Origin of the sequence: Streptomyces broussonetiae, from assembly GCF_009796285.1 — a bacterium.
GTDB classification, from domain to species: domain Bacteria; phylum Actinomycetota; class Actinomycetes; order Streptomycetales; family Streptomycetaceae; genus Streptomyces; species Streptomyces broussonetiae.
Map to the genome: position 1 here is coordinate 953,118 of NZ_CP047020.1, position 18,723 is coordinate 971,840.

At 74.3% G+C, this 18,723-nt stretch carries 21 protein-coding genes; 10 read left to right on the forward strand and 11 right to left on the reverse strand.

What is annotated here, in order from left to right:
* Positions 1–21 precede the first annotated feature (21 nt).
* From GQF42_RS04625 to GQF42_RS04635, 3 genes are read right to left on the reverse strand one after another with little or no spacing between them, the layout of a single operon-like run.
* Positions 22–879, reverse strand: a complete 858-nt coding sequence (locus GQF42_RS04625) for a 5-oxoprolinase subunit C family protein (RefSeq protein WP_158917883.1) — start codon at positions 877–879, stop codon at positions 22–24.
* Complete coding sequence (locus GQF42_RS04630; protein ID WP_158917885.1) at positions 876–1,523, reverse strand: 5-oxoprolinase subunit B family protein; 648 nt, start codon at positions 1,521–1,523, stop codon at positions 876–878. The genes GQF42_RS04625 and GQF42_RS04630 overlap by 4 nt, the downstream gene beginning before the upstream one ends.
* Entirely contained in the window at positions 1,520–2,272 is a 753-nt protein-coding gene (locus GQF42_RS04635; protein ID WP_158917887.1) for a LamB/YcsF family protein, read from the reverse strand. Before GQF42_RS04635 ends, GQF42_RS04630 begins: the two co-directional genes overlap by 4 nt.
* A gap of 172 nt (positions 2,273–2,444) precedes the next feature.
* Here GQF42_RS04635 and GQF42_RS04640 point away from each other — a divergent pair, with 172 nt between their 5' ends.
* From GQF42_RS04640 to pcp, 3 genes are read left to right on the forward strand one after another with little or no spacing between them, the layout of a single operon-like run.
* Entirely contained in the window at positions 2,445–3,209 is a 765-nt protein-coding gene (locus tag GQF42_RS04640) for a DUF969 domain-containing protein (RefSeq protein WP_158917889.1), read from the forward strand.
* Complete coding sequence (locus GQF42_RS04645) at positions 3,206–4,180, forward strand: DUF979 domain-containing protein (RefSeq protein WP_158917891.1); 975 nt, start codon at positions 3,206–3,208, stop codon at positions 4,178–4,180. The genes GQF42_RS04640 and GQF42_RS04645 overlap by 4 nt, the downstream gene beginning before the upstream one ends.
* Positions 4,181–4,216: 36 nt before the next feature.
* Complete coding sequence (pcp, locus tag GQF42_RS04650; RefSeq protein ID WP_158917893.1) at positions 4,217–4,867, forward strand: pyroglutamyl-peptidase I; 651 nt, start codon at positions 4,217–4,219, stop codon at positions 4,865–4,867.
* A 586-nt stretch (positions 4,868–5,453) separates the two neighbouring features.
* On the opposite strand, the gene GQF42_RS04655 is transcribed toward pcp, so the two are convergent.
* From GQF42_RS04655 to GQF42_RS04675, 5 genes are all read right to left on the reverse strand, one after another.
* A complete protein-coding gene (locus GQF42_RS04655) occupies positions 5,454–5,966 on the reverse strand; it encodes an HD domain-containing protein (protein ID WP_158917895.1) in 513 nt (170 codons plus the stop codon).
* 207 nt (positions 5,967–6,173) lie between these two features.
* Positions 6,174–6,500 (reverse strand): hypothetical protein, encoded by a 327-nt coding sequence (locus tag GQF42_RS04660; protein ID WP_158917897.1) that lies wholly within the window; start codon positions 6,498–6,500, stop codon positions 6,174–6,176.
* Between the two features lie 95 nt (positions 6,501–6,595).
* Positions 6,596–7,216 (reverse strand): phosphatase PAP2 family protein, encoded by a 621-nt coding sequence (locus GQF42_RS04665; RefSeq protein ID WP_158917899.1) that lies wholly within the window; start codon positions 7,214–7,216, stop codon positions 6,596–6,598.
* Between the two features lie 122 nt (positions 7,217–7,338).
* Complete coding sequence (locus GQF42_RS04670) at positions 7,339–7,965, reverse strand: zinc-binding dehydrogenase (protein WP_233273234.1); 627 nt, start codon at positions 7,963–7,965, stop codon at positions 7,339–7,341.
* Between the two features lie 298 nt (positions 7,966–8,263).
* Positions 8,264–9,457 (reverse strand): acyl-CoA dehydrogenase family protein, encoded by a 1,194-nt coding sequence (locus GQF42_RS04675; protein WP_158917901.1) that lies wholly within the window; start codon positions 9,455–9,457, stop codon positions 8,264–8,266.
* A 235-nt stretch (positions 9,458–9,692) separates the two neighbouring features.
* Here GQF42_RS04675 and GQF42_RS04680 point away from each other — a divergent pair, with 235 nt between their 5' ends.
* The 3 genes from GQF42_RS04680 to GQF42_RS04690 are packed head-to-tail and all read left to right on the forward strand — an operon-like array spanning position 9,693 to position 12,114.
* The gene (locus GQF42_RS04680; protein WP_158917903.1) at positions 9,693–11,057 is read left to right on the forward strand and encodes an MBL fold metallo-hydrolase; all 1,365 of its coding nucleotides are present in this window, start codon (positions 9,693–9,695) and stop codon (positions 11,055–11,057) included.
* Positions 11,058–11,113: 56 nt separating this feature from the next.
* Positions 11,114–11,371, forward strand: a complete 258-nt coding sequence (locus tag GQF42_RS04685) for a rhodanese-like domain-containing protein (RefSeq protein ID WP_158917905.1) — start codon at positions 11,114–11,116, stop codon at positions 11,369–11,371.
* Entirely contained in the window at positions 11,368–12,114 is a 747-nt protein-coding gene (locus tag GQF42_RS04690; RefSeq protein WP_158917907.1) for a sulfite exporter TauE/SafE family protein, read from the forward strand. The genes GQF42_RS04685 and GQF42_RS04690 overlap by 4 nt, the downstream gene beginning before the upstream one ends.
* Before the next feature lie 41 nt (positions 12,115–12,155).
* Here GQF42_RS04690 and GQF42_RS04695 read toward each other — a convergent pair whose 3' ends face one another.
* Positions 12,156–12,443: a metal-sensitive transcriptional regulator gene (locus GQF42_RS04695; RefSeq protein WP_158929767.1), complete on the reverse strand. Its 288-nt coding sequence runs from the start codon at positions 12,441–12,443 to the stop codon at positions 12,156–12,158.
* An 82-nt stretch (positions 12,444–12,525) separates the two neighbouring features.
* Here GQF42_RS04695 and GQF42_RS04700 point away from each other — a divergent pair, with 82 nt between their 5' ends.
* Both GQF42_RS04700 and GQF42_RS04705 read left to right on the forward strand, forming a co-directional pair.
* Entirely contained in the window at positions 12,526–13,116 is a 591-nt protein-coding gene (locus GQF42_RS04700) for a rhodanese-like domain-containing protein (protein ID WP_158917909.1), read from the forward strand.
* Positions 13,117–13,625: 509 nt separating this feature from the next.
* The gene (locus tag GQF42_RS04705) at positions 13,626–14,912 is read left to right on the forward strand and encodes an FAD-dependent oxidoreductase (RefSeq protein ID WP_158917911.1); all 1,287 of its coding nucleotides are present in this window, start codon (positions 13,626–13,628) and stop codon (positions 14,910–14,912) included.
* Positions 14,913–14,921: 9 nt separating this feature from the next.
* Here the strand turns inward: GQF42_RS04705 and GQF42_RS04710 are convergent, their stop codons facing one another.
* Both GQF42_RS04710 and GQF42_RS04715 read right to left on the reverse strand, forming a co-directional pair.
* Complete coding sequence (locus GQF42_RS04710) at positions 14,922–15,908, reverse strand: M56 family metallopeptidase (protein WP_158917913.1); 987 nt, start codon at positions 15,906–15,908, stop codon at positions 14,922–14,924.
* An 18-nt stretch (positions 15,909–15,926) separates the two neighbouring features.
* Positions 15,927–16,328 carry a BlaI/MecI/CopY family transcriptional regulator gene (locus GQF42_RS04715; protein WP_158917915.1) on the reverse strand — a complete coding sequence of 134 codons (402 nt, stop codon included), beginning with the start codon at positions 16,326–16,328 and terminating at the stop codon, positions 15,927–15,929.
* Between the two features lie 140 nt (positions 16,329–16,468).
* Here GQF42_RS04715 and GQF42_RS04720 point away from each other — a divergent pair, with 140 nt between their 5' ends.
* Together GQF42_RS04720 and GQF42_RS04725 are read left to right on the forward strand one after the other, a co-directional pair.
* Positions 16,469–17,848 carry a glycosyltransferase gene (locus tag GQF42_RS04720; protein WP_158917917.1) on the forward strand — a complete coding sequence of 460 codons (1,380 nt, stop codon included), beginning with the start codon at positions 16,469–16,471 and terminating at the stop codon, positions 17,846–17,848.
* Positions 17,845–18,642 carry a polysaccharide deacetylase family protein gene (locus tag GQF42_RS04725; RefSeq protein ID WP_158917919.1) on the forward strand — a complete coding sequence of 266 codons (798 nt, stop codon included), beginning with the start codon at positions 17,845–17,847 and terminating at the stop codon, positions 18,640–18,642. The genes GQF42_RS04720 and GQF42_RS04725 overlap by 4 nt, the downstream gene beginning before the upstream one ends.
* The last annotated feature ends 81 nt before the right edge of the window (positions 18,643–18,723 follow it).

Below are 18,723 nucleotides of genomic sequence, written 5' to 3' on the forward strand. Positions count from 1 at the left end.
ACGGCCGGTCCGGCGGGTGGGTCACCTCAGAGTGAAGCGGACCGGCGTGCCCGGGGCGGCCTGGGCGGCTGCCGCCAGGGCTGCTTCCGGGACGACGCCGATCACGGGGTAACCGCCGGTGGTCGGGTGGTCGTGGAGGAACACCACCGGGCGCCCGTCGGGGGGCACCTGCACGGCACCGAGCACCATGCCCTCGCTGGGCAGTTCACCGGTGCGGACGCGTTCCAGCGGCGGCCCCTCGGTGCGCAGGCCGATGCGGTTGCTGTGCTGCGACACGCGGTAGGTGGCCGAGATGAGGGTGCGCAGCGCCGCCGGGGTGAACCAGTCGGCGCGGGGGCCGGGCCGCAGCGGCAGGGTCAGCGCGGCGGGCGGCGCGGGCCAGGGGGCGAGGTCGGCGGGCACTGAGTGCGGGGCGGCGCTGCCCAGCGGGAGGACGTCCCCGGAGCGCAGCTGTGCCGGGCCGAGGCCGGAGAGCAGGTCCGTCGAACGGCTGCCCAGGACGGGCTCGACGGCGATCCCGCCGGCGACGGCCACGTACGAGCGCACACCGGCCGTCGCACCGCCCGCGTCCAGGACGGCGCCGGCGGGCACGTGCACGGGCACGCCCCAGGCCGCCGGGCTCGCGTCGACCGTGACCGGGCAGGGCGCGCCGCCGACGACGACGGTCACGGCGCGGTCGGGGCACAGGGCGCAGCCGGTCAGGGTGGTCTCGAGGACGGCCGCGTCAGGGGCGTTGCCGAGCAGCCGGTTGGCCAGGGCCATGGCAGCTGCGTCGAGGGCACCGGAGCGGGGGACGCCCAGGTGGGCGTGGCCGCGCCGGCCGCAGTCCTGGACCGTGGTGAGGGCGCCGGGGCGTACGACGGTGAGCGTGGCGGTCATGGCGTCCCGCTCTCGGCCACGAACCGGACGCGCGTCCCGGGTGTCAGGAGCGCCGGTTCGTCACGGGTGAGGTCCCACAGCGGGGCCGGGTCCGGCATGGTGCCGATCAGCTGCCAGCCGCCGGGGGTGACGCGTGGGTAGACCGCGCTGTAGGGACCGGCGAGGCCCACCGCGCCGGCCGGCACCCGGGTGCGTGGGGTGTCGTGCCGCGGCACGTGCAGTGCTTCGGGCAGGCCGGTGAGATAACCGAATCCGGGGGCGAATCCACAGAAGGCGACGCGGTAGGTGTAGGAGGAGTGCCGCGCGCCGACCTCGTCGACGCCGACCTGCCACAGCGCTGCCACCCGGTCCAGGTCCGGGCCGTCGTAGCGTATGGGGATCTCCACGGCCGGGCCTTCGTCCGAGGCGCGGGCCGGCATGTCCCAGCCGGTGATCCGGCGGGCCAGGTCGTCCGGGTGCGGGACGCCGTCCAGGAGTACGGTCCGTGCGCCGGGCACGATCTCCTCGACCGGCGGCAGGGTGCCCGCCGCGCGCCGCCGCAGCAGCTCGGCGTGGAAGGCGCCGGTGCGCTCGGCGTCGGGCAGTTCGACGAGGAGTGCGTGCCGCCCGGCGGGGCGCACCTGCACGGGCCTGTTCCCGGTCATGCGAAGGCCCTGACCTCGACTCCGGCGGCCTGAAGGGCCTCGCGCACGCGCGCCGCGATCCGGGCGGCGCCGGGGGTGTCGCCGTGGACGCACAGGGAGCGGGCGGCCACTGCGACGGTCGTCCCGTCCACGGCCTCGACCACTCCGTCCAGCGCGAACGCCAGCGCCCGCCGGACCACCGCGTCCCCGTCGGCCACCACGGCACCGGGCTCACGGCGCGGCGCGAGCGTGCCCGCGGGCGTGTAGGCGCGGTCGGCGAAGGCCTCAGGTACGGCGGTCAGGCCGGCCTCCTCGGCGGCGGCGAGCAGCCGTGACCCGGGCAGGCCGAGCACCGGCAGCGCCCCGCCCGCCAGCCGTACGCCCGCCACCACGGCCGCGGCCTGTTCGGCGTCGTGCACGGTGCGGTTGTAGAGCGCGCCGTGCGGCTTGACGTAGGCCACCTCGGCCCCGGCGGCCTGAGCGAAGACCCGCAGCGCCCCGATCTGGTAGGCGGTCTCGGCCGCCAGCTCGTCGCCGGGCACGTCCATGGTGCGCCGGCCGAAACCGGCCAGGTCGCGGTACGACACCTGGGCGCCGATCCGTACGCCGCGCTCGGCGGCGAGGTCGCAGACGCGTCGCATCACGACGGGGTCGCCCGCGTGGAAGCCACAGGCGACATTGGCGCTGGTCACGAGGGAGAGCAGGGCGTCGTCGTCGGTGAGGGTCCAGCGGCCGAAACCCTCGCCGAGGTCCGCGTTGAGGTCGATCACCCTCTGAACGTAATCGATTGTTGAACGATCCGACAAGACATCGATTTCTTCGCTCTACCTCTTGTTCGATCGTTGAACGATCCCCTACGGTCCCTGCATCCCCCACGGACCCGGAACCCCCCGGATCCGCGCCACCCGGGCGTCCAGCCCCGTTCCGCGGGAAGGCCACCGCATGATCGTTCTCCTCGGCGTGGTCGTGGTGATCCTCGGATTCGTCACGCGCCGCAACCCCGTCCTCGTGGTCGGCGTCGCCGGTGTCTTCACCGGGCTGATCGGCGGGATGAACCCGCAGCAGGTCCTCGCGGCCTTCGGCCGGTCCTTCGCCGACAGCCGCTCGGTCACCGTCTTCGCCGTCGTCCTGCCGGTGATCGGCCTGCTGGAGCGCCACGGTCTGCGTGAGCAGGCCGGCCGGCTCATCGGCCGGCTGGGCGCCCTCAGCGCCGGCCGGTTTCTCGCCGTCTATCTGCTGATCCGCCAGGTCACCGCGGCCCTCGGCCTCACCAGCATCTGTGGTCCCGCACAGACCGTACGGCCGCTCGTCGCGCCGATGGCCGAGGCCGCCGCCGAGCGCTCGACGGGCGCGGCGCTGCCGGAACGGCTCCGCGAGAAGGTGCGCTCCTACTCCGCCTCGGCCGACACCGTGGGCCTCTTCTTCGGCGAGGACTGCTTCATCGCGATCGGCTCGATCCTGCTGATCACCGGGTTCGTGAACTCGACGTACCACCAGAACCTCGAACCGACCCAGCTGGCCCTGTGGGCGATCCCACTCGCCGTGTGCGCCTTCCTCGTCCACGGCGCCCGGCTGCTGCTCCTGGACCGCCAACTGCAACGGGAGATGGCACTCGCCCACGCCGAGCACGACCTGCCGCTGCCGCAGACGACCGAGCAGAAGGCGACCCGGCAGAAGGCGACCGAGGAGAAGGGGACCGACAAGTGATCAAGGTCGAATGGCTCTACTGGCTCGTGGGACTCGTCTTCGTCGTCATGGCCGTGCAGATGGCCGCCGACCGCTCCAACCCCAGGCGCTGGACCTCCGCCGCCTTCTGGGGCCTGCTCGGACTCACCTTCCCCTACGGCACCGGGGTGGCCAACGCCACGGCGCACAACGGCGGTTGGACACTGCCCGCCGAACCGCTCGGCGTCGCGGTCCTCGCCCTGATCGTGCTCGCCGGGCTCAACTTGCTCGGCAAGGGCCGACCCGTCACCAGCACCGCCGAGGAACGCGAGGCCTCCGCGACCCGGCTCGGCGGCAGGATCTTCGTCCCCGCGCTGACGATCCCGCTCGTCGCGATCGTCTGCGCCTCGCTGCTCGACACCTCAGGCCTGTTCGAGAAGGGCAGGGCCACGCTCATCGGGCTCGGCGTCGGCTGCCTCGTCGCCCTTGCCGTCGGCATGCTGGTCACCGGCGAGCGCAAGCTGTCCGTCCCGCTCCACTGCGGCCGCTCCATGCTGGAGGCGATGGGCTCCGCACTGCTGCTGCCCCAGCTCCTCGCCGTCCTCGGCTCGATCTTCGCGCTGGCCGGGGTCGGCACGCAGGTCGGCCGGATCGTGCACGACGTCCTGCCGGACAACTCCAAGTTCCTTGCCGTGGTGGCGTACTGCGTCGGCATGTTCCTGTTCACCGTGATCATGGGCAACGCGTTCGCCGCGTTCCCGGTGATGACCGCGGCGATCGGCTGGCCCGTACTCATCGAGCAGATGCACGGCCATGTGCCGGCCGTCCTCGCGATCGGCATGCTGGCGGGATTCTCGGGGACGCTGTGCACACCGATGGCCGCCAACTTCAACATCGTCCCGGCCACCCTGCTCGAGCTGAAGGACCAGTACGGCCCGATCAAGGCCCAGATCCCGACGGCGCTTTCGCTGCTGGCCTGCACCACCGCGATCATGGCGTTGTTCGCGTTCTGACCGATGCCGACCGCTGCTCCTCGTGAAGGAAGTGCCATGACCCGCGTGCTCATCACCGGCTTCGCCCCCTTCGACGGCGCGAGGACGAACCCGTCCTGGCAGGCCGCCTCCCTGGTGGCCGCCGAGCCGCCCGCCGGGCTCTCGGTCACCGCCGCCGAACTCCCCTGTGTGTTCGGCGAGTCCATCACCGCCCTGCGCGAGGCGGTCCGCGCGGCGCACCCCGACCTCGTCCTGTGTCTGGGCCAGGCGGGCGGCCGGCCCGGCGTGAGCGTGGAGCGCGTCGCCATCAACGTCGACGACGCCCGGATCCGCGACAACGCGGGCAACCAGCCCGTCGATGAGCCCGTGGTCCCGGGCGGACCCGCCGCCCACTTCTCCTCCCTCCCCGTGAAGGCGTGCGTCGCCGCCGTGCGCGCGGCCGGTGTCCCGGCCGCCGTCTCGAACTCGGCCGGTACGTTCGTCTGCAACCACGTCGCCTACGGCCTGGGTCACCTCATCGCCACCGAACTACCGCACGTCCGGGGCGGTTTCGTGCATGTGCCGTGGTCGCCCGAGCAGGTCACCGACGGCACCGCCCCGGCCCTGGAGCCCGCCACGGTCGCCCACGGCCTGCGCGCCCTGCTGCTGACGGCGGCCACCACCCCGGCCGGCCAGGACCTGAAGGTCACCGGGGGAACCACCCACTGATGCAGCGCACCGCGCACGCGGCCTCCCACGCCCCACGGCCTCACCGTACGAGGACATACGGCCGGCGCCCTGCACCCGGCCCTCCACGTCGCCCCACGACGGGCACTCCGCGCTTCCTGTGCGCCGACCGCCGGCCCGGTTGCCGCACCACCACGGCGCCACGCCCGCCCCGCCCGACACCGCGCCGGCCATCCCTCGTTCGAGCGGCCGTACCGCTGGGCCCGGCCGGTCCCGTCGGCCGCGGAATGCCAGGCGTACGCAGGGCAGGCGGGCACGCTTCGGGCCGGGTCACCGGCACCGGCGGTCGGCGCCGTCGAGACGCTGCGGGCCGGCTGACCAACCGGCCGGCGAAGGCACCTGTCCCGCGCGCCGCGGGCCCCCGTCCCGACTGTGCCTTCGCCCTGGCTGCCTCCTCGATGCGGGCGGGGCTGTCCGACGCGGCCACCGCGGACGTACGCCGGCGCAGGGCGGGCGCGCTCCGCTCGATCGCAGCGGCCCTGCCGGGCCGTTCCGTCCGTACGCGCCGTGCGGGCGTGGCCGACGCTCACCTGGCGGCCGGTCCGCGTGTCCGGCTGACAGCTGACGATTACCGGCCGGCCGCGACGCGCTCCACCACGGGTCGCCACGACTCCAGCGGAGCCACCCGGAGGCCGACCACCTTCCCCGCGTCGTCGGCGCGGCGCAGTGCGACCGCCGCCTCGAAGTCGGGGTCCGCCTCGAAGGCCTCGACCTCGTCCGGGGTCATGGGGCCGCCCTGGCAGCCCAGGGTGCGCGCGCTCTCCGGAGAGAGCACCCGCTGTGGATCGGCCGCCGCCAGATACCTTTTGGCCGGGATGTGCGCGGCGACCAGCCGGGCGACCCGCGGCCCCAGCAGGCCCTCGACCGCGCTCGCGCCATGGCTGCCGTGCCCCGCCTCGTCGGCGGGCACCAGGTAGTGGCCGATGTCGTGCACGAGTCCGGCCACCTGGAGTTCCTCGTCGTCCGGATGGCGCTCGGCCAGCACGGCGGCCACCTGGAGGCCGTGGTCGAGGATGTCCACCGGGTCACCGGACCGGTCCGGCGTGTCCCAGACATCCGCACAGTCGGCCAGCAGAGCCATGAGCCCGTCCACAGACGATATGGGGTCGCACGTCACATGGGCACGCTGCAGCACTCAGGCGTACGACCGGTGACGGCGAGGTGTACGAACGGGGCTGCGGAGCGGAGGGGGCCGCGAGGCACACGACGGGGTCCGGGCGGGGTTCGGGGCGGGTCGGACAGGTGGAACACGGCGCTCCGCCCGTCGACGGTACGACGAGCGGAGCGGTCAGACGAAGGGCAGCGGTGTGTCGAGGAGCCATGTGGAGGAGGCCGCGCCGCCGACTGCGGACACGGTCCACCCCGGCCACGCGCGGCCGGAGAGACGCTCGGCCGTCACGGCTGCCTCGGAGCCGAGGATCACACCACACAACAGGGCCAGGCCCACGTCACCCCCCACGAGGTCCGGCCTCCCGACGGCCAGCCAGCCGGCCGTACCCGCCACGAGGCTCGCCGCCGCGTACCGCCATGAGGAGGCCTGGCCCCGGCCGCCGTCGCGCCATCGGCCGACCGCGATCACCACGATCTGCCCGAACAGCGCCACTACTGCCAGCACCAGCGAGCCTCCCGCCCGAACCAGTCAAATGATCTCTTCGCGGCTCGAATGGAAGCACATCCCGCCCGGACTTGACCAATTCTTGGGGATGGGGATCATTGCACGAGCAGCGGGCGCAGGACCCCGCCGCGCAGCCGGTCCACCAGGGGTGACGCGAAGCGGCGGGCCGCGAGGATCACGGCGAGGGCGACGGCACTGCCGACCAGTGCGCCCACGGCGACGTCGTGGGGGTAGTGCGCCCCGACGTAGACGCGTGAGCCCGCCATCACCACCGCCGCGAGCAGGGCGATGGAGCCGAGCCACCGGCTGACGAGGAGGAGGGCCACCGCAAAGGCGAAGGCGACGGCGGTGTGGTTGCTGGGGAAGGCGTAGTCGTCGGGGGCGGGGCAGGACTCGATCAGGAAGTCGTGCGGCAGCGCCCGGCACGGCCGCGGCTCCTGGAAGACCGACTTGATCACGCTGTTGACGACAAAGGCGAGGACGACGGCGAACGGCGTGGCCAGCACGGCGGCCATCGCGGCGCTCCCCTGGCGTCGGCCCCGCCACCAGGCCACCAGCACGAGCAGCGCGAAGATTCCGGTGCCGTACGCGCCATAGGCGGACATGGCCCCGTTCAGCCAGTGCGTATGCCGGGCGAAGTCGGTGACGTCGGTGTACAGGCCGCCGTCTATGGCCGCGCCGTCGAGCGCCTGGATGGTCGGGGAGGAAGTCGTCATCAAGCGGATCTCCGGGCCGGGCTCAGGTGTGGCGTGCCAGGGAACGAACCGCCACACAGAGTGGACGTGCAGGTGACTCGAGCACGTCCGGAACATGAACGTCTACAAGTGAGTAGACGTTATCAGGTGAAGATCGGTTCCCACACGGGTGGCCTGCCCGGCCGCCGGACGATCCGACGGCCGGGCACTCTGGGGCGTACGCCGTCAGGGGGCGGGGGCAAGGTCCGGCCGCAGGACCGCGCGCCCGCCGCGGAACTCCCCCGCTCCAGCCTGGCGTGCACCTCGCCGGCCGCGCCGAGCGGGAGCACCTCGATGCATCGAGGAGGCAGTGCATCCCGGCCGAGCAGGTCATTGATGCATTCGGCGGCCCCGGCCAGTTCGCCGGGGGTCGCGTGGGAGATCACGAAGCCGACGACGGAGCGGTCGTTCATGTACAGCGGGCCCGCCGGCAGCACCGGGCGGGTACCGGCCCCGGCCAGCAGCACCACACGACCCCGCCGGGCGAGCAGACCGACGGACGTCTCCAGGTCGTTGACGCCGGCCGTGTCCGGGTAGAGGTCGACGCCCGACGGGGCGGCGCCTCGGAGCCGTCCGGGCAGGTCCGGGTCGCGGTAGTCGAACACCTCGGCGGCTCCCGACTGCTCGCAGCAGGAGGAGTCCCGTGCGCCGGCCGCCGCGAGGACCCGGGCGCCGGCCCGCGCCGCCATCGTCACCAGGGCACTGCCCACGTTGCCCGCGGCGCCCGCCACGGCGAAGTCGGGCGCGGCGGAGGGGCGCTGACGGAGGTTCAGTGTGCCGGGGCGGGCGGCCCACCCCGGGGCGTCCCGTGGTCGCCCGACACCGGCGCGCCGGTGCCCACCGCACCGAGGGCACCGGCACGACGCCCCTCACCCACCGCGCGGCCCCCGGTCACCTGCGCCATGCGCACGGCGGGCCGGGGTGGCAGCGGGACTTGCCCGTACGTGCCGCCACCACGGCTCGGTCCGCCCCGGACCGGGACCGGGGACGGGGACGGGACCGGGGACGGGGACGGGGACGGGACCGGACTCAGCGTCCGCCTTCCGCGCCCCCCGCGCCCAGCGCCCAGGCGCCGAAGGCGGCCCCAGTGGTCTCGAAGTCGAAGATCACGTGGGAGGCGGCGGTGTTGACGTCCCGCCAGAACCGCTGAAGGGGGTCGGTCTCGAAGTGGGCCGAGGTTCCGCCGGACTTGAAGAGCCGGTCGACGGCCGACACCAGCAGTTCCACCGCCAGCGCCAGGTCCCGCGGCCCCCGGACCGCGGCCTCGCCCTCCCGGGCCTGCTCGAGGCCGTCGGCGACCCGGGCGGCCCGCTGCATCAGCGATTCGGCGGCGTCCACCTCGCCGGCCGAGCGGGCCAGCTCGATCTGCACCGGCGGCTTCTCCCGCACCGGGGCGCCGCGCCGGTCGAGCCGCCGCATGGTCTGCTCCGCGCCGACGCGCAGCGCGCCGCGGGCGGCGCCCAGCACCGGGACGGCGAGGGGCAGGGCGTTCAGAGCGTCCACGGGGACGGTGTGGCAGCGGGCCTCGGAAGCCGTCGCGCGCCCCGCGTTGATGTCGAACCTCGACAGGGTGCGGTACTCCGGCACGAAGACGTCGTCCAGGACCATGGTGTCGCTGCCGGTCCCGCGCATGCCCATCGTGAACCAGGTGTCCTGCACGGTGATGTCCGCCCGCGGCACCGCGAAGAACCGCACCTCGGGGCGCCCGTCCGGGCCCACCTGACCGTTGGGTACCGCGGAGCAGGCGAAGACCCAGTCAGCGAAGCGCACGCCGCTGATGTACTTCCACTCGCCGCTGAGCCGCCAGCCGCCGGAGCCGGGCTCGGCCTTGCCGGCGGGCATGAGGGCTCCTGCCATCAGGGCGTTCGGGCCGTCGGCCCAGATCTCGGCCTGTCCCTCCAGGGGCAGGAAGGCCCCGTACCGGGCCGCGTACGCGGACAGCGAGGCGGCCCAGGCGGCCGAGGCACAGCCCTGGCCGACCACGGTGACCGCCGCGGTCATGTCCACGAAGCGGCCTTCCGCACCGCCGAAGGCCGCGGGCACGAAGTGCCGGCCGAACCCGGCCTCCCGCACCGCCTCGACCACCTCGGGCGCGAGCCGCCGGGCAGCCTCCGTCTCCTCGGCGCACCGCGCCGCGATCTCCGCCACGCGCGGCGCGCCGGCGACGACGTCCGCCACGAGCGGCCGCTCGGCCACGATCGTCGTTGTGCTGTCGCTGAGCATCCTGTTCGCCACCTCCACTGGGATGGCCGCAGTCTCTCCGGCGGAGCCCGCGACAGGCCGCACCCGAGCCCGGGACCGGCCCGTCGATCACCCGACTGGCTTCACCACGCCCGCGGCATCCGGCGAGCGGCGGTCAAGAACCCGACCCTCTCCCCGAAATACCCCCGGGGGTACCCATGCTACTGTCGAGCACATACCCCGGGGGGTAATTGACTGCACGAGAAGGGAGTGCCTGGTGTTCTTCATCGACACGATCGAGGTGCCGGGGCTGGGAAACCGCAGCTATCTGGCGGGCGGCGAACGGACGGCGGTGGCGGTCGATCCGCCACGCGACGTCGACCGGACGATCGCGGTGGCGGCCCGGCGCGGTGTGCGGATATCCCATGTGGTCGAGACCCACCTCCACAACGACTACGTCACCGGCGGCCTGGAACTGGCCCGGCTGACCGGCGCCGCCTACCTCGTCCCCGCCGGCGCCCGGGTGTCCTTCGCACGCGTGCCGGTGCACGACCAGGACCGGCACGAGATCGACACCGCCGCCGGGCTGGTCCTGCGCGCGCTGGCGACGCCCGGCCACACCCCGCACCACATGTCGTACGCACTGGAGCAGGACGGATCGGCCGTCGCGGTGTTCACCGGCGGCTCGCTGCTGATCGGCACCGTCGGCCGCCCCGACCTGGTCGAGCCGCGCCTGACGAAGGAGCTGGCCCGCGCGCAGCACGCCTCCGCGCGCCGTCTGGTCGCCGAGCTGCCGGACGGGACGGAGGTGCTGCCCACGCACGGCTTCGGCAGCTTCTGCGCCTCCGGCCCGGCGAGCGGCGACGCCACGACGATCGGCAGGGAGAAGGCCTCCAACGAGGCCGTCCTCCGGGACGTCGACGCCTTCGTCGCCGACCTGATGGCCGGCCTGGACGACGTTCCCGCGTACTACGCGCACATGGGCCCGGCCAATGCCGACGGCCCCGCTCCGGTCGACCTGACCCCGCCCTCCGTGGCGGATGCCGAGGAGATCGCCGCGCGGCTGGCCGCCGGGGAATGGGTCGTGGACCTGCGTCATCGCGTCGCCTTCGCGGCAGGGCACGTGGCGGGTTCGTTCAACTTCGACGCCTCGGGGCAGCTCGGCGTGTACCTGGCCTGGCTGATTCCGTGGGGCAAGCCCGTCACGCTGCTGGCCGAGTCCCCCGATCAGCTCGCCGCGGCCCAGCGTGAGCTGGTCCGGGTCGGGATCGAGCGCCCGGCCGCCGCGGCCACCGGCGATCCGGCACGCTGGGTGCCCGAGGGTACGGCCCTGGCCTCCTTCCCGCGGGCCACGTTCGCCGAACTCGCCGGGCGGTCCCGGGACGGCCTGGTCGTGCTGGACGTCCGCCGGGACTCCGAGCGTGCGGGCGGCTTCGTCGAGGGCTCGGTGCACATCCCCGTCCACAGCCTGCGCCGGCGCCTGCACGAGGTGCCCGCGGGGCAGGTGTGGGTGCACTGCGCCGGCGGCATGCGCGCGGCCATCGCCGCCTCACTGCTGGACGCCGCGGGGCGCGACGTGGTCGCGATCGACGACTCCTTCGCCCAGGCCGAGCGGGCCGGGCTGGCCCTGCGTACCCCGTGACCGCGCGTCGCCGCGGCGCACCGCATCGAGAAGACGCCACAGAAGCGAGAACCACGATGAGTCTCCGCCCAGTGGACCGGGGCGGCCCGCAGCGGGTGACCGTACCCGAGGCTGCCGCACGTACCGGCCCCGGCCGTCCCCGCGGGAACGCCGTGCTGCTGAACGTCCAGGCACCCGACGAGTGGCGGGCCGGCCACCGCCCGCGCGCGGTACACCTGCCCCTGGCGGGCCCGGCCGACGGGACCTCGATGCCCTCGGCGGCGCGGGTGCGGCCGGTGGTGGATCGGGCCGGCGGGAACGGGATCCTCACGTGAGCGCGGTACTCCTCGCCCTGGCCGCCGGGGCCGTCATCGGTCTGACGCTCGGGGCGCTCGGCGGCGGTGGCAGTGTGCTGGCCGTCCCCGCCCTGATCTACCTGCTCGGATTCACGCCCGTCGCGGCGGCGACGGCCGCTCTGATCGTCGTGGCCGTGACCTCGGCGACCGCGCTGTCCGCACATGCCCGCGACGGCCACGTCCGCTGGCGTACGGGGCTGCTGTTCGCGGCGGCGGGCATCGGCCCGGCCATGCTGGGCGGAGCGCTCGCCTCTCGCCTGCCGGCGACCGTGCTGACGCTCGGCTTCGCCGTGGTCGCGGGCGCCGCCGCGCTCCGGATGCTCCGGCCGCGCCCGGTCCCGGCCGAGGGCGTGCGGGTACGGCCGGTCCGGGCGGCGGCCGCGGGCGGCGGTCTCGGCGCCGTCACCGGCGTGCTCGGTGTGGGCGGCGGCTTCCTCGCGGTCCCGGCGCTGGTGAGCGTCCTCGGCCTGCGGATGCGCGCGGCCGTGGGCACCAGCCTGCTGGTGATCACGGTCAACTCGCTGGCCGCCCTGGCGATGCGCACCGGCACCGCGAGCGGTCTGGACTGGGCCCTCATCGGACCGTTCGCGGGGGCGGCGGTACTCGCGGCCTGGGACGGCAGGCGCCTGGCGGCGAAGCTGCCCGCGCACACGCTGCAGCGGGCCTTCGCCGTGGTCCTGTGCGCGGTGGCCGGCTTCATGCTGGTCGACGCGGTGCTGTGACCGCCACGGCCGGACGCCTCGGGCCTGGGGCTCCGGGCTCCTCACGCCAGGGACAGGAAGAGTTTCTCCAGTCGGGCGCGCATCGCCTCGGTGTCCTCGCCGTTCTTCCCGCCGGACTCGATGTCGGCCACGCACTGCTGCAGACCGGTGGCGATGATCGCGAACCCGGCCCGGTCGAGCGCCCGTGAGGCGGCGGCCAGCTGCGTGACGACGTCCTCGCAGTCCCTGCCCTCCTCGATCATCCGGATCACCCCGGAGATCTGGCCCTGTGCCCGCCGCAGCCGGTTCAGCACGGCCTTCAGTGACTCGCCCTCGAGTTCCAGCTCCACGATCAACTCCTCACCCGATACCCCTAGGGGTAACTGTACGTCGCTGCGCAAGACGGCGACGACCAGCAAAGGATCACCAGCCATGACCAACGCCCTCCCTCCCGTCGCCCTCGGCATCGAACAGGCCCGCGGCCGACTGCGGGAGTTCACCGTCATCGACGTGCGCACCCCTGCCGAGTACGTCTCCGGTCATCTGCCCGGGGCCCTCAACGTCCCCGTGGACCAGCTCCGGCGCGCGCTGCCCGACATACGGCACGCGGCCGAACGCGGCGAGGTCCTCCTCGTGTGCGCCTCCGGCGCCCGCTCGTCCCGCGCCTGCGAGTTCCTCGCCGGACAGGGCGTCCCGGCAGCCACGCTCACCGGCGGCACCACCGGCTGGGCGGGCGCCGGACACGAGCTGGACCGGCCGACGGCCCGCGGCACGAAGGCGGGCTGGTCCATGGAACGGCAAGTGCGCTTCACCGCCGGCACGCTGGTGCTGCTGGGCCTGGGCCTCGGCCTGCTCGTGCACCCCGCCTTCGGGATCCTCTCGGCGGGCGTCGCCGGCGGCCTGGTCTTCTCCGCACTGACCGACACCTGCGGTATGGCGGCCGTTCTGGGCAGGCTGCCCCACAACCGGCCGTGCCCGACCGACCTCGCCGCCACACTCGCCGCCCTGCGCGCCGGCCGCTGAGCCGGGACACCTTCGCCTGCGGGGGGCGCGGCATGGCGGGCCGCGGCACATCGGAGCGCGGCACCTGGGGAGCGCGGCACGTCGGGGCGCGGCACGTCGGGGCGCGGCACGTGGGAGCGCGGCACGTGGGAGCGCGGCACGTGGGTCCGCGCCACTCAGGGGCGTGCCACATAGGGACACGGCACATGGGGCTCCGCACACAGGGGCGCGCGACGCAGCGGGAGCGCGGCGCTGGGAGCGCTCGACCCGGCGGGAGCGCGGCGCTGGGAGCGCTCGACCCGGCGGGAGCACGACGCTGGGAGCGCTCGACGCGGTAGGGGCGCGCGACAAAGCAATGCACCCCAAACGGTTCGACCATGTTTCGGGCAACGTGAGCCGATTTCGCACACCGCCGCCGTCGGGCAGGTCACACTCGGCGGCGGAGGGGGGACGAGTGCGGCGGCGGTCGCACCATCCCGACGTGTCGCGCCGCCTTGGGGAAGGCGGCCGGCGGACCAGCAGGGGGATGCATGACGCAGTCGCTTCCCGGTCAACGCCCCATTCCTGGGCGGGCGTTCACCAAGAGCGCGGGACTTCCGGTCGTCGTGGTCGGGGCGGGGCCGTACGGATTGTCGGTGGCCGCCCATCTGCGGGCCGCCGGGATACCGGTGCGCATCTTCGGCGAGATCATGGGCAGTTGGCGGCACGCCATGGCCACCGGGATGTTCCTGAAGTCGACACCGGCGGCCACCGATCTGTCCGCGCCCGAACCGGGCGCGCGGCTCGCCGACTTCCGCCGCCTGCAGGGCGAGCCGGAGCTGACCGAACTCACCCCGATCCCGTGCGACGTGTTCGTCCGCTACGGACAGTGGTTCCAGAAGCAGTACGTCGGAGAGGTGGATCCCGCCCGGGTGGTGTCCCTCGACCGGGACGTCACCACCGGGGGGTTCACGGCGGGGTTGGCGGACGGGCGGGAGCTGGGCGCCGCGACCGTCGTCGTGGCCACCGGCCTGAACGGACTCGCCCACGTACCCGAGGAGTTGCGGCGGCTTGCCCCCGAAGGGCCGGGGACCGGCGCCCTCGTGTCGCACACCAGCCACCACACCGACCTCTCGCAGTATGCCGGGCAGCGGGTCGCCGTGATCGGCGGCGGCCAGTCCGCGCTGGAGAGCGCTGCCCTGCTGCACGAGGCGGGCGCCGAGGCGCGGGTGCTGGTCAGGGCGGGCCGGGTGCGCTGGGGCACGACACCCGTCTTGTCCCGCCCCTGGCCCCAGCGCCTCGCCCGGCCGGCCTCGCCCCTGGGCACGGGCTGGGCCCTGGCCGCGGTGTCCAGGGCCCCTCACGCCGTACGACGGCTGCCCGTGTCCGCGCGGCTGCTGCTCTTCCGGCGCGCGCTGGGCCCGTCGGGCGGCTGGTGGCTGCGGGACCGCGTCGAGGGCGTCGTCCCGGTGCACACCTCGTGCGGTGTCACCCGAGCCGAGGTGACACCGCAGGCCACGGTGCGCCTGGAACTCTCCGGGCCCGACGGCAGGTTCGCCCTCACCGTCGACCACGTCCTCACGGCCACCGGTTACCGGCTCGATCTGGACGCCCTGCCGTTCCTCTCGCCGGGGCTGCGGAGGGCGCTGGTGTGCGTGCCGGGCACCGGGGCACCGGAGCTGACGGGCTCGTTCGAGTCGTCCGTGCCCGGGCTGTACTTCACCGGGTCGCTGGCCGCCCCTATGTTCGGGCCCATGATGCGGTTCGTCGCCGGAACCGAGTACGCCGCCACCCGTATCGCCGGGGCCGCGCTCCGGCGCAGCCGCGCCGGCCGCTGAACGGTCGGGCTATCCGTGCCGCTCACCCGGCCTGTGGTGCCGACGGCACAGGTGGACGTCCCCGCCCGGGTGAACAACCGTCGCCACGCACTGGGCCCGCTGTGCGTCGTCGACCATCCGGTCGCTGTCGGAGGCGGCGTTGGCCAGGCCGGCACAGCACAGGGTGAGCAGCAGCGCCCCGCCGGCGATGGGCAGGGTGCGAGGTGGCGGGGGCGGGGCGAGCAGCGCCCGGACCCGCTGGGGTACGGCGCCGCCGGTGACGGCGAGCGCCGGAGGGCTCGACGCGCGCGAGGAGGCGGCGAGGGCGGCCCGGCCGACGGCGCGGGCGACGACCCTGCGGCTGCCGACGTGCGCAGCCGCCTCCTCGTCCGCCCAGCGCTCCAGCACATAGCCACCCGCGTCGGCCAGCGGGCGCAGCAGCGGGTTGACGGCGGCGGTGAGTCGCCACAGGGCCTGGAACAGGTGGTGCCGGCCGCGCAGATGGGCGCGTTCGTGCGCGAGCAGCGCCGAGCGCTCCTCGTCGTCGAGGCAACGCAGCATGCCGCGCGAGACGACGATACGGCCGGGCGCCCCGGGCAGGGCGAACGCCTGGGGGACATCGGTGTCGATCACGGCCAGCTCGCTGTCGCCGGCGACACGGGCGCACTCGCGCCGGGCCCACAGCAGGTGCCGAATCTGCCGTACGGCGGCGAGGACCAGGGAGACGAATCCCGCGATCAGCACGAGGGCACCGACGATCGCGACCGTGACGTGGACGGGGTCCTCCGCCCGCAGGACCGCCACCGACCAGCGGCCCTCCTCCGCCACTTCCGGGATCTGGGCGATCCCGGAGAAGGCCAGCAGGGCCAGCGAGCCCGTCCAGCCGACGGTCGTCACGAGTGCGGCGCAGGCCAGGGCCCAGGCGGCGGGACGCGGGGCGAGCCGACGGGCCGGGCGCGGCGCGAGGACGCTCAGCACGGCCGTCACGATGAGCGGAACATAGACGCTGATCAGCACCGGCTCACTCCCGTCGTCTCAGTGCCCGGCGTGGTCGTGGTCGTCGTGTCCGGTCAGCAACTGGTGGAGCAACTGCTCGTCCCGCTCGGACAGTTCGGAGACGAAACGGGTCAGCACCGCCTCACGGTCGGAACCGCCCTCCAGCAACGACTTCATACGGTGCGCGGTGTGCGACGCCTCGTCGCGCCCCGGCTCGTAGGCGTAGCCGCGGCCCTCGCGGTGCCGGACGAGCATGCCCTTGTCGTAGAGCCGGGACAGGATCGTCAGGACCGTCGTGTAGGCCAGCTCGCCCGGCAGCCGCTCCAGCACCTGCCGCGCCGTCAGTGGTCCGTCCGCGGCCCAGAGGGCGGCGAGCACACTGCTCTCCAGCTCGCCCCGCGCCCGCCTGCCGGGGGCGCCGCCGTCCCTGAAGCCCTTCACCGTTCACCCTTCCGTCGCCTTGCCGTGGGTAAGGCTACCCGGCGGTCTTCTACTAGTCGTAGGAGGTATGCTCCGGGCTTTGAACCGCGAACTACTACAACTTGTAGTCGCGCGCCCTTCCACCTGCACAGAGGAAAGCCATGGTCAATCCCGGAACGCTGCCGGGGCCCGCACCCGCGGGTCTCCTGCCGGCGCCCCGTGACCCGGCGCGGGACTCGCGCCGGGTCGCCATCGTCTCGGCGAGCGTCGGCGCGGGACACGACGGTGCCGCCGCAGAGCTGGACCGCCGCCTCGCCGCGGACGGATTCGCCGTCGACCGGTACGACCTGCTGGATCTGCTGCCCGCCGGACTCGGCCGGGCCGTACGGGACGGCTACCATCGCATGCTCGTGCTGGCACCCTGGGCCTATCAGCGGGTCTACGCCGGCACCGAACGCTCCGGTGGCTGCGGCCCGGCGGCGAGGGCCCTGCTGCGCAGCGCCGAGGACCGTGTGCTGCGGGCGCTGCGCCCGGACGTCGGGGCGGTCGTCTCCACCTACCCGGGAGCCAGTCGGGTGCTGGGCAGCCTGCGCCTCGACGGACGCCTGGCCGTCCCCGTCGTCACCTACCTGACCGACTTCTCTGTGCACCCGCTGTGGGTGGCGGACGGCGTGGACGTCCACCTCGCGGCCCACGCGGTGCCCGCCGCGCAGGCCCGGGCGGCCGGGGCTCGTGACGTCCGGGTGTGCGGGCCGGTCACCGACCCCCGCTTCCGCCCCTGCGACCCGGCGGAACGCGCCCGCGCGCGGGCCGGTTTCGGGCTGCCGGAGCACGCCCCGCTCGCGCTGCTGGTCGCCGGATCCTGGGGGGTCGGCCCGGTCCGGCAGGTCGCGCGGGAGCTGCGGGACTGCGGGGCCGTTGTCCCGGTGGTCGTCTGCGGCCGCAACCAGGCCCTGGTCCGGCAGCTGCGTGCGGACGGGATCGAGCACGCCTTCGGCTGGGTCGACGACATGCCCGGCCTGATGCACGCGGCGGACGTGCTCGTCCAGAACGCGGGCGGGCTGACCTCCCTGGAGGCGTTCGCCGCGGGCCTGCCCGTGGTCGGCTACCGCTGCATACCGGGCCACGGGCTGACCAATGCCGCCGCCCTGGACGAGGCGGGCGTGGCCGTGTGGATCCGGGATCCCGCCGACCTCAAGAGCATGCTGGGCGACCTGGTCGAGGGCCCCGCGGGGCAACGCCGGCGCGAGGCCGCGCTCGCCCTGTTCGCACACTCCCCGAAGGAGGGCCCGGCCGCGGAGATAGCCCGCATCCACCGCGCGGTCCCGCCACCGCCGCCTGCCGGACCGCACCTACGGCGGCGCCGCAGCGCCCGGCGGCTCGCGGCCACCGCAGCCACGGCGAGTGCGGTGTGGGCCTGCGCCGTCGGCGCCGGAGGCGCGACGACGCACGAGGCACCCGCGCTGCTGCACGCCGTGAGCCACGGCCTCGACCTGGACGGTCTTGCGCCCGGCCGCACGCTGGAGGGACACCGCTCATGACCGCCTCCCGCCCGCTGCGCACGGCAGCGCTGGCCGCCCTGCCCGCCGCCGCACTCGCCGCGGTCCACTGCGCGCCCGTCGTCTCGACCTTCGGGCCGCTGCGCAACCGCACCATGCCCCGCCTCTCCGGCCGGGGCCGCGCGGACCACGTCGCGCTCACCTTCGACGACGGCCCCGACCCGCTGTCCACGCCGTTCTTCCTGCGACTGCTCGACCGGCGCGGGGTGCGCGCCACATTCTTCCTGCTCGGCAGCGAGGCACACCGCTCCCCCGGTGTGGTGCGCGAGATCGCCGCCGCCGGCCACGAGATCGGCGTCCACGGCTGGCGGCACCGGCCCCTGCTGCTGCGCGGCCCGCGCGCGACGTACGACGACTTCGCCCGCGCCCGCGACACGGTCGCCGACATCACCGGAACCCGGCCGACTCTCTTCAGGCCGCCGTACGGCGTCATGTCCGCCGCCGCCCATGTGGCGGCCCGGCGGCTCGGGCTCACGCCCGTGCTGTGGACCTGCTGGGGCGAGGACTGGACGGCCCGGGCCACGCCGGAGTCGGTGCACCGGACGGTGAGCGCCGATCTGGACGGCGGCGGCACGATCCTGCTGCACGACTCGGACTGCACCTCCGCCCCGGGCGCCTGGCGTTCGGCCCTGGGGGCCGTCCCCCGCATCCTCGACACCTGCGAGGAGAGGGGCTACGAAGTCGGCCGGCTGTGCGACCACGGCCTGCCCGGCGCCGACCCGCTGGACGATGTTCACCCTGCCGGTACCGGTGCTCCGGACCGCCGCGACCGTTAGACACCGGGAACCCTTCACCCTCGCCACTCGTCTACAGTTCACGGAACGTCTACATGTTTGTAGTCAATCTCAGGAAGGCTC

Coding starts and splice junctions, on each gene's coding strand:
- GQF42_RS04625 (WP_158917883.1), bottom strand. CDS start 879: ATGACCGCCACGCTCACCGTCGTACGCCCCGGCGCCCTCACCACGGTC.
- GQF42_RS04630 (WP_158917885.1), bottom strand. CDS start 1,523: ATGACCGGGAACAGGCCCGTGCAGGTGCGCCCCGCCGGGCGGCACGCA.
- GQF42_RS04640 (WP_158917889.1), top strand. CDS start 2,445: ATGATCGTTCTCCTCGGCGTGGTCGTGGTGATCCTCGGATTCGTCACG.
- pcp (WP_158917893.1), top strand. CDS start 4,217: ATGACCCGCGTGCTCATCACCGGCTTCGCCCCCTTCGACGGCGCGAGG.
- GQF42_RS04655 (WP_158917895.1), bottom strand. CDS start 5,966: ATGGCTCTGCTGGCCGACTGTGCGGATGTCTGGGACACGCCGGACCGG.
- GQF42_RS04665 (WP_158917899.1), bottom strand. CDS start 7,216: ATGACGACTTCCTCCCCGACCATCCAGGCGCTCGACGGCGCGGCCATA.
- GQF42_RS04675 (WP_158917901.1), bottom strand. CDS start 9,457: ATGCTCAGCGACAGCACAACGACGATCGTGGCCGAGCGGCCGCTCGTG.
- GQF42_RS04685 (WP_158917905.1), top strand. CDS start 11,114: ATGAGTCTCCGCCCAGTGGACCGGGGCGGCCCGCAGCGGGTGACCGTA.
- GQF42_RS04700 (WP_158917909.1), top strand. CDS start 12,526: ATGACCAACGCCCTCCCTCCCGTCGCCCTCGGCATCGAACAGGCCCGC.
- GQF42_RS04705 (WP_158917911.1), top strand. CDS start 13,626: ATGACGCAGTCGCTTCCCGGTCAACGCCCCATTCCTGGGCGGGCGTTC.
- GQF42_RS04720 (WP_158917917.1), top strand. CDS start 16,469: ATGGTCAATCCCGGAACGCTGCCGGGGCCCGCACCCGCGGGTCTCCTG.
- GQF42_RS04725 (WP_158917919.1), top strand. CDS start 17,845: ATGACCGCCTCCCGCCCGCTGCGCACGGCAGCGCTGGCCGCCCTGCCC.